Source organism: Beutenbergia cavernae DSM 12333 (assembly GCF_000023105.1).
Taxonomy (GTDB): Bacteria; Actinomycetota; Actinomycetes; order Actinomycetales; family Beutenbergiaceae; genus Beutenbergia; species Beutenbergia cavernae.
Window position 1 is genome coordinate 4,356,745 of the sequence record NC_012669.1, and the last position, 13,656, is coordinate 4,370,400.

Consider the following 13,656-nt stretch of genomic DNA (forward strand, 5'->3'; position numbering starts at 1 on the left):
ATCGAAGACCCAGGCGACTGTTCGCGTCAACCCCCGAGATTCGCCGTCGTCCGCGCGCGGCAGTCGCCCCTAGCGATCCACATGGTGCATGATGTGTCCAAGTCATGCCGAACGGCGAAGGAGTCCGTCGTGCCGAAGCAGTCCGCCCGCGAGACCGTGCAGGGCACCCAGAGCATCGATCGTGCCCTGTCGCTGCTCACGGCGTTCTCCGCGGAGCGCCCCCGCCAGCGCATCTCCGACCTCGTGTCCACGACCGGCCTCGGGCAGTCGACGGTGTCCCGGATGGTCGCCGCCATGACGAGCATGGGCTTCATCCGGCACGACCCGCTCAGCGGCCTCTACTCGCTCGGGCCGGAGGTCGTGGACCTCGCGGGGATCGTCCTCAACGACCACCCGGTGCACGCCGCCGCGCGCCAGATCGCGCAGAACCTCGCCGCCTCGCTCGGCCTCGGTGTGAACGTGGCGGAGCGCTCCGGCCAGCACCTGTTCTACCTGTGCAACTTCGAGGGCAAGGACGCCCCGCGCAACTCGACGCTCATCGGTCGCGGCGGCCCGCTGCACGCGACGGCCCTCGGCAAGGCGCTGCTCATCGACTCGGACCGCGCGAGCCTCGAGTCGCTGCTCGGCGCGACGTTCGACAGGTACACCGCCCGCACGATCACGACCGTGGACGCGCTCCACCAGGAGATGGCCGCCGTCGCCGACCGCGGCTACGCGATCGAGAACGAGGAGCTCGCCCTGCGGCGCGCCTGCCTGGCGGCGCCGATCCGCGGCCGCGGGGGCGACGTGGTCGCCGCCGTCTCCGTGTCCGGCCCGCTGTCCGCGATGAACCTCGCCGAGCGCGAGGACTTCCTCGCCATGGTGCTCATCGAGCAGGCGGACCAGATCTCGACGGCGCTCGGGTACGTCGCGCGAGCGGCGACGACGGCGTAGCCCTCACCGCGCCCGGCCGACGACCCGCCGGACGGCGAGCGCCGCGACGAGCGCCGCGGCCGCCGGCCCGAACGCGACGGCGGCGACCGGCGCGTACCAGACGAGTGCCCACCCCCCGGCCAGGAGGACGACGCCGGAGAGCAGGTACGCCCCGGCACCCCCGGCCATGAGGCGCAGGTTCGCGAGCCACAGCGCCGGCGCGCCCACGCCGTCGTGACGGCGCACGTACACGGCCGGCAGGTGCGCCAGCCACACCACGTACACCGCCCCGAGCACCGCGACGCTCACCGCGAGCACCGAGCCGCGGGTGAGCTGCAGGTAGAACGCGAGCAGCACGACCTGCAGCGCGGGGAGCCCGAGCGGCAGCTGCGCCGACCACAGCTCGGCCCGCCACGTGCGCCAGCCGCCGCGCAGGTCCGCCGGCGCGTCGGGGTCGGCCAGGCGGCGCGCCACGCCGTCCGCGAGCACCGCCGTCGCCGGCGCGAACCCCAGCACGACGGCGCCGGCCAACACCTGTACGAGCCACGTCACCGACAGCACGAACAGGCGCGGCACCCACGACACGACGGTGGTCAGCAGGCCGGGCAGCCCTGCCGGCGCGGACGACGTCACGGGTGGTCAAGTCCCCGACGACGTATCTGGAGTGCGGCATCGTCCATGACGCCTGGTCGGAACCCGCCGGGCGAGCCGGGCTGCGCGTCCTCGATGAGCGCGCCGACACGCAGCTTCTCGAGCATCTCGGGCCGGCTCATCGCGACGGCCGAGGTGCCGGACAGCCCGGCGTCGACCGGCAGCACCACGCCGGTGATCCCGGACGCGAGCGGCGACGCGAGGAGGACGACGGCGTCCGCCACCTCGCGCGACGTCACCGTGCGGCCCATCGGGTAGCCGTACGACGAGCGCTCGGGATCGCCGTCGACGAGCGCAGGGGCGACGGCGTTGACACGGATCCCGCGCGGGGCGCAGTCGAGCGCCGCCTGGCGCACGAGCGTGTTCACGGCGCCCTTCGACGCGGCGTAGGCGGCGTTCGCGGGGTGGACGACGTCGGCGTTCACCGACGAGACGGCGACGAGCGCGCCGCCGCGGCGCAGGTGCAGCAACCCGGCCCGCATCGTGTGGAACGCCGTGTCGAGCGTGCCGCCGAGCACGGCGCGCCACGTGTCCTCGCCCGTCTCCCACAGCCGCCCGCCGCGCTGCACGGCGGCGCCGGAGACCACGAGGTCGAGCCCGCCGAGGTGATCGACGGCGGCCGTGAACGCGGCGTCCGCGCCGGAGGCGGTGCTCATGTCCGCCACGACGTGCCGCTCGAACGGCGGCGCCTCGGCGTCGTCGCGCGGCGCCTCCCGGTCGACGCCGACCACGCGGGCACCGTGCTCGACCAGGGCCGCGACGATCGTCGCCCCGATCCGCGAGCGCGTGCCGACGACGACGGCGCGTCGCCCGGCAAGCAGGTTCACCGCAGCTCCAGCTCCTTCACGACGCTCTCGAAGACGTCGATCGCGGCTCGACGCATGGCCGGCGACGCCGCACGCGCGGGGGCACGCACGCATCCGCTGGCGATGATGCCACGGTGCACGAGCACCTCCTTGTGGATCGACCACGCGAGCCCGGGCTGCAGGCCCCAGACGATCAGCGGCAGGAGCGCGGCGAACCGCGAGCGGGCGACGCCGCGCTCGCCGGCCGACCACAGCTCGAGGATCGGCGCCAGGAGGTCGGTGAACTCGCAGGCGGGCATCGTGCCGACGGCGCCGAACGCGTACTCGTCCAGCACGAACTGGGCGTTCTGCCCCCCGAGCAGCACGACGCCGGCGGCGGCCGCCGCGGGACCGACCTGCTCGATCTTGGCGACGGTCGGGGGCGCCTCGACCTTGATGCTCACGACGCCGTCGAGCGCCGCGAGATCGGCCAGCTCGGCGGCGCTCATGGCCACGCCCGTCGCCCCGGGTGCGTCCTGGATCATGACGGCGACGCCCACCCGGGATGCCTCCGCCGCGAGCCCGCCGAAGAAGTCGAGCACCTGCGCCGGGCTGGGCTTGACCATGTGCGGAGGCATGACCATCGCCGTCGTGGCGCCTCCGTCGGCGAGCTGGTGCAGCTGGTCGAGCGCCGGGGCGAGCGCGGAGGCGGAGACCCCGGCCACCACCGGGACGCCGTCGCCCGCCTCCCGCACCGCCGCGAGGATCTGGCGCCGGTCGTCCGCGCCGAGGGCGAACCCCTCGCTCGCCATCCCGAAGACGGCGAGCGCGTCGGCACCGGCCTCGCGCTGGAATCGTACGAGCCGGGCGAGGCTCGCGACGTCCAGGCGACCGCCGTCGTCGAACGGGGTCGCGAGAACGGGCACCAGCCCGCGAACCGTGCCGGGCGCCGAGTCAAGTCCCATGTGCTTCCTCGCAGAATAGTGAGTGCGACCTTCGCAGCCCGAACATAGCAGTCATATGGTGGATGCCTCACCCATCTGCGTGTATCGTCATCGCCAGCGGGTCGGCTCCACGACCCGGACCACCTCAACAGGAGGGCTGTGCAATGAAGCGCACACGTCGAGCACGCACGACCTGGCGCCTCGCGGCCGCGGCCGCGGGAGGCGCGCTGCTGCTGAGCGGCTGCAACCTCGTCGGCGGCGATCCCGGCTCGGACGACGACTCCACGGCCGAGGGCGACGGCGAGGAGGTCACGCTGACCGCCGCGATCGTCCCCGACCCGCCGGGCGCGAGCGAGTTCTACCGCGCCCAGTTCGACCTCTTCGAGGAGGCGAACCCCGGCATCACCGTCGACGTCATCGAGAACCCCTCCGACCAGCAGCTCAACGCGATCGAGCTGATGTTCCAGCAGGGCGAGTCGCCCGACGTCTTCCGGGCGCAGGGCACGGAGGCGATGAACCGCTTCTACGACCGCGGCTGGCTCGCGCCGCTGGACGAGCTCGAGACCGACGAGTTCATCGCCCGCTTCCCGGAGGGGTCGATGGACCCCGCCGTCTCCGGCCTGCACCGCGAGGACCACCTCGTGAGCCTGCCGCTCGTGTGGGGCGACTGGGGCCAGACGAACCTGCTCATCTACAACGCCGACATCCTCGCGGAGAACGGGTTCGACGGCCCGCCCGAGACGTGGAGCGAGTACGAGGAGATGGCCCGCACCATCACGGAGAACGGCGGCGGCGACGTCTTCGGCACCGCCCCGGCCGGCCCGAACGGCGGCAGCATCTCGATGTTCGCGAACACCGCCGCGCCGTCGTCGGTCGGCACCGGCATCGACCTCACGACCGGTGAGCCGTCGTACACGAACCCGCAGGTCGTCGAGCTCGTCGAGCAGTGGCGCGGCATGCAGGCCGACGGCGTGTTCCAGCCCGGCTGGGAGAGCTGGGACGGCGCTCGCGCGTTCAGCGAGTTCGCCGCCGGGCGTCTCGCGATGTACGCCTCGGCGACCTGGCACGTGGCCGAGATCCGGAAGCTCGACCCGGAGATCGCCATGGAGCTCGCGCCGATCCCGGTGCCCGACTCCGGCCGGGTGGCGTACTCGCCGCGCTCCGTCGCGCAGCAGCCGATCTGGAGCATGTCCGCCGAGTCGGAGCACCCCGAGGAGGCGCTCAAGCTCATGGACTTCCTCGCCTCGATCGACTTCTACGCGGCGTACTACGAGGAGTTCGGCTCGTTCACCGCGTCGATGCAGGCGTGGGAGGACGCGGCGCGGGAGAACCCCGACCAGGCCGGCATCCTCGACGTCGCCGAGGAGACGATCCGGACCTCCCCGAACCCGCAGCTCGCCGGCGAGGGTGCCGAGGAGTTCTGGGCGGCGGCCAGCGCGAACCCGGACCTCAAGTGGGGCCTCGCCGCCGACGAGTCGATCATCAACAACTCGGAGTACCTGCCGATCGCCGAGGCGCGCACGCAGGCCATGGAGGCACTCATCGCGGAGTACGAGGCCGACGATCCCGAGCTGCGCGAACAGCTCGCGTTCGAGGACTGGGACCCGCTGACGGACTACGCCCCCGCCGCCGAGTAGCACCCGCGGTGCCGTGCCCGCCCGGACGAGGGCGGGCACGGCACCGACCGACCGTCCTGACCGACCCGAGACCACGAGAGGATCCGGCATGGCCACCGCCGTCGCGACCTCGCCATCGACACCGAAGCGGGCTGCCCCGTCGTCGTCACGCCGGCGCGCCCGCCGCCGCGCGACGATCTGGGGCTACGTCTTCCTCCTCCCCCTCATCCTCATCTTCGGGGGCTTCACGCTCTGGCCGATCGTGGCGAGCTGGGGCTACTCGTTCTTCGACTGGGACGGCGTCGGCCCGCCCGAGGACTTCGTGGGGCTGGCGAACTTCAGCGAGGCGCTCGGCTCGGCCTCGTTCTGGAACGCGTTCGGCAACTCGTTCCTCTTCTCGCTCGGCGCCCTCCTGGTCGAGCTCCCCCTCGCGCTGATCCTGGCGCTCGTGCTCAACAACACGCTGCTGCGCGGGCGCAACGTGTACCGGCTCGCGTTCTTCCTGCCGGTCGTGGCGACGACGGCGGTCATCGGCATGGTCATCGCCGTCCTGCTCTCGCCGGTCGGCGGGGTGGTGAACGAGGCGCTGCGCTCGATCGGGCTCATCGACCGACCGATCAACTTCCTCGGGAGCCCGTCGACGGCGCTGCCCACCGTCATCGGCGTCGACATCTGGAAGGGCTTCGGCATCACGCTCATCTACTGGCTGGCGGCGCTGCAGACGGTCCCCAAGGACCTCTACGAGGCGGCCAAGCTCGACGGCGCGTCCCCCCGCCAGCAGCTCGCGAGCGTGACGCTGCCCGTGCTGATGCCGCTCGCCGTCGTCATCCTCCTGCTGACGTTCCAGCGGAGCCTCAACACGTTCGACCTCGTGCAGTCCATGACCGGAGGTGGGCCCGTGTACTCCACGGACGTCGTCCCGACGTACATCTACCGGTACGCGTTCGATCCCGTGTCGGCGGCGCCGCGGTACGGGTTCGCCTGCGCCGTCGGCGTCGTGTTCGGTCTGTTCACGCTGCTCATCACGCTGCTCCAGGGCCCGCTGCTGGCCGGCCGCATGCGGAAGAGCGCCGCATGAGCGCGACGACAGCACCGGGCCTGGGCGCCGGCGCGGACGCAGCGGCGGCCGTCACCGCCGAGGCCGGCCCCCCGCCGCCGCCGCGCCGCCGCCGCGGTGGACCGCGGGGCGCGAGCCGGCGCCTGCGCTGGTGGCACGTGGCCCTGCTGCCGATCGCCTTCCTGTGGGTGTACCCGTTCCTCTGGATGGTCACGGCCTCGTTCAAGACGCAGCGCGAGATGCTGCTCGGCGGACTGGGGCTGTGGCCGAGCGAGTGGACGCTCGAGAACTTCCAGCGGGCGTGGACCACCGGTCGGTTCGGCGACTTCACGGTCAACACGCTGACGTTCTCGATCGCCGTCGTCGTCATCGTCGTGCTCGTGTCCTCGCTCGCCGGGTACGCGCTGGCGGACCGGCAGCTCCCCGGGCGCAAGGTCGTGATGGGCGTGCTGGTGGCGGCGATGTTCGTGCCGCACGGCTACACGATCATCCCGGTGTTCCAGCTGGTCACGACGCTCGGCCTGCAGAACGGGCTGCTCGGTGCGGCGCTCGCTCAGGCGGCCGGCGTCGCCGTTCCGGTGCTGCTGTACGTCGGGTTCTTCTCCGGCATCCCGGGCGAGCTCGAGGAGGCGGCGAAGGTCGACGGCGCCGGGTACCTGCGGCGGTTCCGCTCCATCATGTTCCCGCTCGCGCGGCCCGTGACCGGCACGGTGGTGCTGCTCAACTTCATCGGGGCGTGGAACGCGTTCTTCATCCCCCTGGTGTTCACGCTGGGTCGGCCGGACCTGCGGACGCTCGGCGTCGGGATGTACAACTTCTTCGGCACCGACACCACCGACTGGGCCGGCCTCGCTGCCGGGGCGTCGATCAGCGTCGTGCCGATCATCATCGTGTTCCTGTTCCTGCAGAAGTCGTTCGTCGAAGGGGTCGCGGGTGCGGTCAAGAGCTGAGCCGCTCAGCCGCGACACGTTCCGGCAGGGCGAGTCGCCGCGCGTCGACCCGCGCACCGGCGAGCTCATGTGGATCGACATGCGCGCGGGCACGTTCCACACGGGCGTGCTCGAGGGCGGAGCCCTCGTCACCACGCGAACCGTGCACGTGGGGACGCGGATCGGCGCCGCGGCGCCGCTGGCGGCCGACGGCGACGGCTGGGTCGCCGCGAGCGGGCGGGACCTCGTGCACCTGCGTGACGACGGACATGTGGACGACGCCGGTGGCGCTGTGGGGAGCGTGCGCACGGTGCTCGCCGGGATCACACCCGCCGACGACCGGCCGCTCAACGACGGGGTCTGCGCCCCGGACGGCGCGTTCTGGGTCGGCTCGCAGACGCTGCCGCGCCGGCCCGAGGGAGCGCTCTACCGCATCGGGCCCGACCTCGCGGTCACGGAGGTGCTCGCGGACGTCACCGTCTCGAACGGCATCGCGCTCGACCCGTCCGGCGCCGCGCTGTTCTACGTGGACACGCTGCCGGACCGGTGCCTCGAACGGTTCGACGTCGCGGGCGGTGTGCTCTCCGGCCGCCGCACCGTCGCCGTCTGCGACGGCGGCAACCCGGACGGCATCGCGCTCGACGACGACGGCTGCGTCTGGGTCGCGATGTGGGGCGCCGGCGAGGTCCGCCGGATCGCGCCGTCGGGCGAGGTGATCGACGTCGTGGAGGTGCCCGTGTCGCGGCCGAGCGCCGTCGCTCTCTGGGAGGGCTTGCTCGTGATCACGACGGCGCGCACCGACCTGGACGACCCGGCGCCGTCCGGCGACGAGGGCCGGCTCTTCGCCGCCGCCGTCCCCGTGGGCGCCGCACCCACCCCGGCGTTCGGCGCGACCGCGTCGACGCTCCGTTCCACCGAGGAGGCCACCCCCGCATGGGCGTGATCCGTACCGTCGAGACGTTCCGGCTCCGCATCGACAAGGGCGCACCGCCGGACGCGCCGCGTTTCGTCGCGTCGCCGCGGGTGCGGAGCATCTACCCGACGGCGGACGAGACGCTGCTCGTACGGATCGCGACGGACGACGCCGTCGGTTGGGGCGAGGCCCTCGCGCCGGCGTCCCCGGAGGCGCCGGGCGCCCTCGTCGACCACGTCTTCGCGCCCGCCCTGATCGGCGCCGACCTGGCCACGGGCGTGCGGCCGCTGACCCGGCGGCTGCAGCAGACGGGCCGCGAGCGCGGGCACCTCTCGGGCATCCAGGCCGACGCCCTCGCCGCGATCGACACCGCGCTGTGGGACCTGCTCGGGCACGAGCTCGGGCTGCCCGCGCACCTGCTCCTCGGCGGGTCCGAGCGCGCACACGTGCCGGTCTACCTGACCTCGGTGGAGGGGTCCGACGACGCCGCCCGCGCGGCGTCCGCCCGCGCCGCCCGGGACGCGGGCCACACCCGGTTCAAGCTGCACCTCACGACGTCGCCCGAGGAGACCCTCGCGAGCTACGACGCCGTGAGCGACGCCGTCGGGCCGGGCGCGCGGATCGCCGTCGATGCGCACTGGGTCCACCAGCTCGGGGACGCCCGGCGACTCGCCCGCGGGCTCGACGAGCGAGGCGCCTGGTTCTTCGAGGCCCCGCTCGCGCCGGAGGACCTCGCCGGCCACGTGACGCTCGCGGCCGGGGCGATCACGCCGATCGCCGTCGGCGAGGCCATGCGGCACCGGTTCGAGTTCGCCCAGTGGGCGCAGGCCCAGGCGGTGCGCATCGCGCAGCCGGACATCGGTCGGACCGGGATCACGGAGGGGCTCGCGATCGCCGGCGTCCTCGAGGCGCAGCACGTGCCGATCGCGCCGCACCACTCGATGGCCACCGGCATCGCGTACGCCGCCGGGCTGCACGTGTGCGCCGCCGCGGACGACCTCCTGGCGATGGAGTGGAGCCCCCACGTGCTGCGGCGGTCCGCGGGGTTCATGGACGTCTCGCCGCTTGAGCTCGCCCGCGGCGACGACGGCGGCTCGCCCCTGGGCGGGTCCGTCCCCCTGCCGAGCGGGCCGGGCCTCGGGCTCACCGTCGACGACGACGCCGTCCGGGCGCTGGCCGCCGGCTGACGCTCGCCGGGTTACGGTGGCGCGCGTGACCTACGCCCCGCCCGCCACGCGCCGCCGATCCACGGGCTGGCTCGCCGTCGTCCTCGTGGTCCTGCTCCTGGCGGCCGCCGCCGTCGCCGTCGACCGCTGGTTCGTGACCGAGACGGAGCGCCGCGTGGCCACCGAGCTCGAGCCCAGCATCGGCGCCCGCCCGGACGTCAGCATCGGCGGGTTCCCGTTCCTCACGCAGTACGCCGCGGGCGAGCTCGACGACGTCCGGATCACCGCTGACACCGTCACCTACACCGACCTCACGCTGACGGACGTGACGTTCGACGCGGCCGGGGTCCCGACCGACCTCACCCAGCCGGTCGGCCAGGTGCGGGTGGACGCCGTCGTCCCGGCCGACACGCTCACCGCCGCGCTGCAGAACGCGGAGGGCGTGCCCGACGGCGTCACGATCGTGACGCAGGACGGTGCGGTCGTCGCGTCGGTCAGCGTGCTCGGGCTCCCGATCGAGGCGACTCTCGCGCCGCGCCCGGACGGACGCGCGATCGCCGTCGACGTGGAGGAGGTCACGATCGGCGGCGCCGTCGTCTCCGTCGTCGACCTTCCGGCATTCGTCGCCGACGCGCTCACGGGCCTGCGCGTCGAGCTCGACCAGCTGCCCGAGGGCCTCGAGCTGACGACGTGCGAGGTGACGGACGACGGCGTCCGGCTGGTCGCGGAGGGCACCGACGTCGTCCTGCCGACCGGCTGACCCCTCGCCGAGCGGCTACCGCCGCGGGCGTGGGCGCCGCCAGGAGTCGTCCTTGAGGTCGGACCCGGCGATCGTCCCCATCTGCAGCATCCCGCCGTCGACGACGTACGACGTGCCCGTCACGTAGGACGCGGCGGGGCTGCACAGGAACGCGACGACGGCGGCGACCTCGCGCGGGTCCGCGGGCCGACCGAGCGGCACGCCGGGCCGGCTGACCGTGTGGACGTCGACGCCGTCCTGCCCCGTGAGCGGCGTCGCCACCTCACCGGGCGCCACAGCGTTCACCGTGATCCCGTGCTCCGCGAGCTCGAGCGCCGCCGCCCGCATCATCATCCCGAGCCCGGCCTTCGCCGTGCTGTACGCGGCCGTCCCGATGCGCGGCAGGTGCTCGTGCACGCTCGTGATGCTCACGATCCGGCCGCCGCGACCCGCCGCGATCATCCGGCGCGCAGCCCCCTGGGCGAGGAGGAACGGGCCCTCGAGGTCGACGGCGGCCACCTGCCGCAGCAGCTCGAGCGAGAGGTCGACGAACGCCGCCCGCCCGCCGACCCCCGCCACGTTGACGAGGGCGTCGAGGCGTCCCAGCTCGCCGACCAGGGCATCGAGGGCGGGATCCACGGAGTCGGCGTCACGCACGTCGAGCCGCTGCGTCGCCACCCGCGCCCCCGCCGCGCGGGCGAGCTCCGCCGTCGTCTCGACGCTGCGTCCCTCACCGGAGGCGAACCAGAGGAGACCGACGTCGAACCCCGCCTCGGCGAGCGCGATCGCGCACGCCCGTCCGATGCCCGACTCCGACCCCGTCACGACGGCGACCTGCCGCACCTGCTCGCTCATGGGCACACTCTCCGGCATCGCCAATGGATCGCGCTACGGCGCCCTGGAGGGCGCGCCCGTTCGGCGTGCCGACGCCGCGGAACCGGAGTAGGAACGTGTTCGACAGGCGTGGCCACCGGTGCCGCGCCCGGACACGAGGAGCACCACATGGGCATCGACGACCTCGTCAACAAGGCACAGGACGCGCTCAAGGAGCACGGTGACACGATCTCCGACGGCCTCGAGAAGGCCGGCGAGGCGATCAAGGAGAAGACGCCGGACAACATCGACGGCCACGTCGACACGGCGATCGACAAGGCGCAGGAGTACATCGAGCAGCAGAAGAACAAGTAGGACGTCCTGGCGCACGACGACGACGCCGCCCCTCCGCGTGCTGGTGGGGCGGCGTTCGCGTCCTCAGCCCGGGCCCGTCCTCAGCCCAGGACCTCGGGCAGCTCCCGTTCCTCCCCCAGCACGTGCCGAGCCAGGAAACCGGAGACGACCTCGTACCAGACCTTCGCGTGCTGCGGCGTCAGCACCCAGTGGTTCTCGTCCGGGAAGTACAGGAACCGGTGCTGGCTCGTGCCGTCCTCGCCCGCGGGGAGCCCCGAGGACGAGAGGAGCTCGTACCAGAGCCGCAGGCCCTCGCCGATCGGCACCCGGTAGTCCTTGTCGCCGTGCACCACGAGCATCGGCGTCGTGATGTCCGCGACGGCCCGGTGCGGCGAGTTCTCCAGCGCCATCTCGGCCGTCATCTCGCGCTCCCAGTAGAACGCGGCGTCGGTGGTCGGGCCGAACTGGTCGAGCGCCCACAGGCTGGCGTGCGTGACGATCGCCGCGAACCGGTCCGTGTGCCCGGCGACCCAGTTCGCCATGTAGCCGCCGAACGAGCCGCCCATCGCCGCGGTCCGCGTCTCGTCGACCTCGGGCAGCGCCTCCGCCGCGTCGGTGATCGCCATGAGATCGGTGAACGGGGCCTTGCCCCACGCGCCCCAGCCGCGCTGGATGAAGTCCTGCCCGTAGCCCGTCGAGAGCGCCGGGTCCGGCAGCAGCACCGCGTAGCCCTGCGCCACGAGCAGCCACGGGTTCCACCGCCAGCTCCACGCGTTCCACGAGCCGAGCGGTCCGCCGTGGATCCAGAGCGCGAGCGGGGCCGGCGCGGCCGGGCTCGCACCGTCCGGCACGGCGAGGAACGCCCGGATCGCGACCTCTGCCCCGATCTCGACGACGGTCGTGGTCACCTCACGCAGGTGGCCGGGCAGCGCGGGCCGCGCGCTCGGACCGGGCAGGACGCTCACGCCGGAACCGTCGAGCGCCACCCGCACGACCTCCGCCGGGTACTCGTAGCTGCTGCGCAGCGCGAAGGCGGCGGACCCGTCCGGTGCGACGACGACGTTCGTGAACGCCCCGTCCGCGGTGAGTCGCCGCACGTCGGACGCGCCCGCCCCCGGGTCGCCCACCGGGACGACGAACACGGGCGCGGCGCCGCCGTCGTCGGCGGTCACGAGCAGGGCGGACCCGTCCGGCAGCCACGCCTCGGGGTGCGCCCAGCGGTCCCAGTCGCTCACGAGCCGCCGCGCGCCGGACCCGTCGATCCCGGCGACCCACAGCTCGACGCGCGGTGCGTCGTGCGGGGTCGAGATCGTCTCGCGCACGTACGCGACCCGGGTCCCGTCGGGGCTGATGACGGCGGCACCGAGGTCAGCACCGGCGTCGTCGACGATGACGGTCCGCTCCCCCGTCGCGACGTCGATGCGCGCGAGGACGGAACGCACGAAGCCCTTCGCCCCCGGCACCGCCCACGACGCGACGATCGTGGCGCCGTCGGGCGCCAGGTCGAAGCCGGCCTCCGGGGACAGCGCCCGCCGCGCGTCGGCCGTGAGGTCGCGCGTGCCGCGCTCGTCGTCCGGGCCGGGGTCCTTCGTGGACGACGGCGACCCGCCCTCGGCGTCGGACGTCACCTTCTCGGCGTCCTCGGGCTTCTCGGGCGGCAGCGGTGCCCCCTCGACCGAGAACAGGCGCGGGAACGCCGGCCCGAGGTCGTGGTCCCAGTAGCGGACCGGGTAGCCGTCGTGCAGGATCGCCGCGACCTTCTTCTCCTTGCGCGCCTTGCGCAGGCGCCGCTCCGCCGTCTCGTCGCCCGCGCCGAGCAGCGTGTCGGCGACCACGACGACGGCCTCTCCCGTGCGGGAGGCCACGACGGCGCCGACGCCGTCCGGGCGCCGCGCGAGCACGTGGGCCTCCCCACCCGCCGCGGGCAGCCGCCAGACGCACGGGACGGCGTCGTCCTCGCTCGTTCCCGCCTCGGCCCGCTTCGCGACGAACAGCAGGTCGCCGGCCGGCGTGATCGCCGCCTGGCCCTCGCCCTTCGCGCCGCGGGTGAGCCGGCGGGCGGGCCGTTCACCGGCCGGGTCCACCTCCCACAGGGCGGTGACGTAGCGCGTCTTCTTCTCGTCGAGCACGGACTGGCCGACGACGAGCCGGCTCCCGTCCGGCGCGAGCGCGAGGCCGCCGAGGCGCGGCAGCGCGACGTACGCGTCGAGGTCGTGGAAGGGGGTGGCGGGCTGAGCGGCGTCGTCGGTCACGGCTCTGGTCTACCACGCGACCCCGCGCTCGGTCCCGAGGATTCGTGCGGCGGCGTCCTCCGGGGCTCAGGGCTGGTCGGCAGCCCACTCCATCGGTATCTCCTGGGTGATGGCGACCAGGTTGCCGTCCGCGGCCTTCAGGACGGCCAGCCGGGCACCGGGCATGTCCACGATGCCGGTGGCCGGATCGATGTTGTCCCCCGTGGCGGCGTCGGCGGTGCCGACCTCGGCGAGCGATCCGTCGGAGACCTCGGTCATCGCCGTCGCCCCGGCGGCGACCAGCGCGGCGTGCGCCTGCTCGATGTCCTCGACCGTCCAGAAGACCAGTGGATGGTCCACCCAGGGAGCCGCCGTGAGCCCGATCTCCACCCCGTCACCGGAGAACGCCGCGAAGTCGTCGCTCTGGAACGCAGGTGGTTGGCCCAGCAGCGCCGTCCAGGCGTCGACGCTCGCGATGAGATCCCGTGCGGGCAGGACCACATTGCCGAAGCCGGTCAACCGTGTCACTGGATTCTCCTCCAAGGG

14 protein-coding genes are annotated in these 13,656 nt (G+C 73.5%); 8 read left to right on the forward strand and 6 right to left on the reverse strand.

Translation table 11 applies throughout. The features are described 5' to 3' along the window. Positions 1-129: 129 nt before the first annotated feature. Positions 130-933: an IclR family transcriptional regulator gene (locus BCAV_RS19825; RefSeq protein ID WP_015884415.1), complete on the forward strand. Its 804-nt coding sequence runs from the start codon at positions 130-132 to the stop codon at positions 931-933. Positions 934-936: 3 nt separating this feature from the next. Here the strand turns inward: BCAV_RS19825 and BCAV_RS19830 are convergent, their stop codons facing one another. The 3 genes from BCAV_RS19830 to BCAV_RS19840 are packed head-to-tail and all read right to left on the reverse strand — an operon-like array spanning position 937 to position 3,313. Next, positions 937-1,545: a DUF624 domain-containing protein gene (locus BCAV_RS19830; RefSeq protein ID WP_015884416.1), complete on the reverse strand. Its 609-nt coding sequence runs from the start codon at positions 1,543-1,545 to the stop codon at positions 937-939. Next, positions 1,542-2,390 carry an SDR family NAD(P)-dependent oxidoreductase gene (locus tag BCAV_RS19835; RefSeq protein WP_015884417.1) on the reverse strand — a complete coding sequence of 283 codons (849 nt, stop codon included), beginning with the start codon at positions 2,388-2,390 and terminating at the stop codon, positions 1,542-1,544. The genes BCAV_RS19830 and BCAV_RS19835 overlap by 4 nt, the downstream gene beginning before the upstream one ends. Beyond that, entirely contained in the window at positions 2,387-3,313 is a 927-nt protein-coding gene (locus BCAV_RS19840; RefSeq protein ID WP_015884418.1) for a dihydrodipicolinate synthase family protein, read from the reverse strand. The genes BCAV_RS19835 and BCAV_RS19840 overlap by 4 nt, the downstream gene beginning before the upstream one ends. 143 nt (positions 3,314-3,456) lie before the next feature. Between BCAV_RS19840 and BCAV_RS21900 the strand changes: the two genes are divergently transcribed. From BCAV_RS21900 to BCAV_RS19870, 6 genes are all read left to right on the forward strand, one after another. Beyond that, complete coding sequence (locus BCAV_RS21900) at positions 3,457-4,929, forward strand: ABC transporter substrate-binding protein (protein WP_015884419.1); 1,473 nt, start codon at positions 3,457-3,459, stop codon at positions 4,927-4,929. A gap of 88 nt (positions 4,930-5,017) precedes the next feature. After that, a complete protein-coding gene (locus tag BCAV_RS19850; RefSeq protein ID WP_015884420.1) occupies positions 5,018-5,986 on the forward strand; it encodes a carbohydrate ABC transporter permease in 969 nt (322 codons plus the stop codon). Further along, positions 5,983-6,915: a carbohydrate ABC transporter permease gene (locus tag BCAV_RS19855; RefSeq protein WP_015884421.1), complete on the forward strand. Its 933-nt coding sequence runs from the start codon at positions 5,983-5,985 to the stop codon at positions 6,913-6,915. Before BCAV_RS19850 ends, BCAV_RS19855 begins: the two co-directional genes overlap by 4 nt. Next, the gene (locus BCAV_RS19860; protein ID WP_015884422.1) at positions 6,899-7,837 is read left to right on the forward strand and encodes an SMP-30/gluconolactonase/LRE family protein; all 939 of its coding nucleotides are present in this window, start codon (positions 6,899-6,901) and stop codon (positions 7,835-7,837) included. Before BCAV_RS19855 ends, BCAV_RS19860 begins: the two co-directional genes overlap by 17 nt. Next, positions 7,828-8,994, forward strand: a complete 1,167-nt coding sequence (locus BCAV_RS19865) for a mandelate racemase/muconate lactonizing enzyme family protein (RefSeq protein ID WP_015884423.1) — start codon at positions 7,828-7,830, stop codon at positions 8,992-8,994. Before BCAV_RS19860 ends, BCAV_RS19865 begins: the two co-directional genes overlap by 10 nt. Positions 8,995-9,019: 25 nt before the next feature. Next, the gene (locus BCAV_RS19870) at positions 9,020-9,733 is read left to right on the forward strand and encodes an LmeA family phospholipid-binding protein (RefSeq protein ID WP_015884424.1); all 714 of its coding nucleotides are present in this window, start codon (positions 9,020-9,022) and stop codon (positions 9,731-9,733) included. Positions 9,734-9,748: 15 nt separating this feature from the next. Here BCAV_RS19870 and BCAV_RS19875 read toward each other — a convergent pair whose 3' ends face one another. Continuing rightward, a complete protein-coding gene (locus BCAV_RS19875) occupies positions 9,749-10,567 on the reverse strand; it encodes an SDR family oxidoreductase (protein WP_015884425.1) in 819 nt (272 codons plus the stop codon). A 147-nt stretch (positions 10,568-10,714) separates the two neighbouring features. On the opposite strand from BCAV_RS19875, the gene BCAV_RS19880 reads away from it, so the two are divergent. After that, complete coding sequence (locus tag BCAV_RS19880; RefSeq protein WP_015884426.1) at positions 10,715-10,900, forward strand: antitoxin; 186 nt, start codon at positions 10,715-10,717, stop codon at positions 10,898-10,900. Between the two features lie 80 nt (positions 10,901-10,980). Here the strand turns inward: BCAV_RS19880 and BCAV_RS19885 are convergent, their stop codons facing one another. Both BCAV_RS19885 and BCAV_RS19890 read right to left on the reverse strand, forming a co-directional pair. After that, the gene (locus BCAV_RS19885; RefSeq protein WP_015884427.1) at positions 10,981-13,131 is read right to left on the reverse strand and encodes a S9 family peptidase; all 2,151 of its coding nucleotides are present in this window, start codon (positions 13,129-13,131) and stop codon (positions 10,981-10,983) included. A 66-nt stretch (positions 13,132-13,197) separates the two neighbouring features. After that, a complete protein-coding gene (locus BCAV_RS19890) occupies positions 13,198-13,638 on the reverse strand; it encodes a VOC family protein (RefSeq protein ID WP_015884428.1) in 441 nt (146 codons plus the stop codon). Between the last annotated feature and the right edge of the window lie 18 nt (positions 13,639-13,656).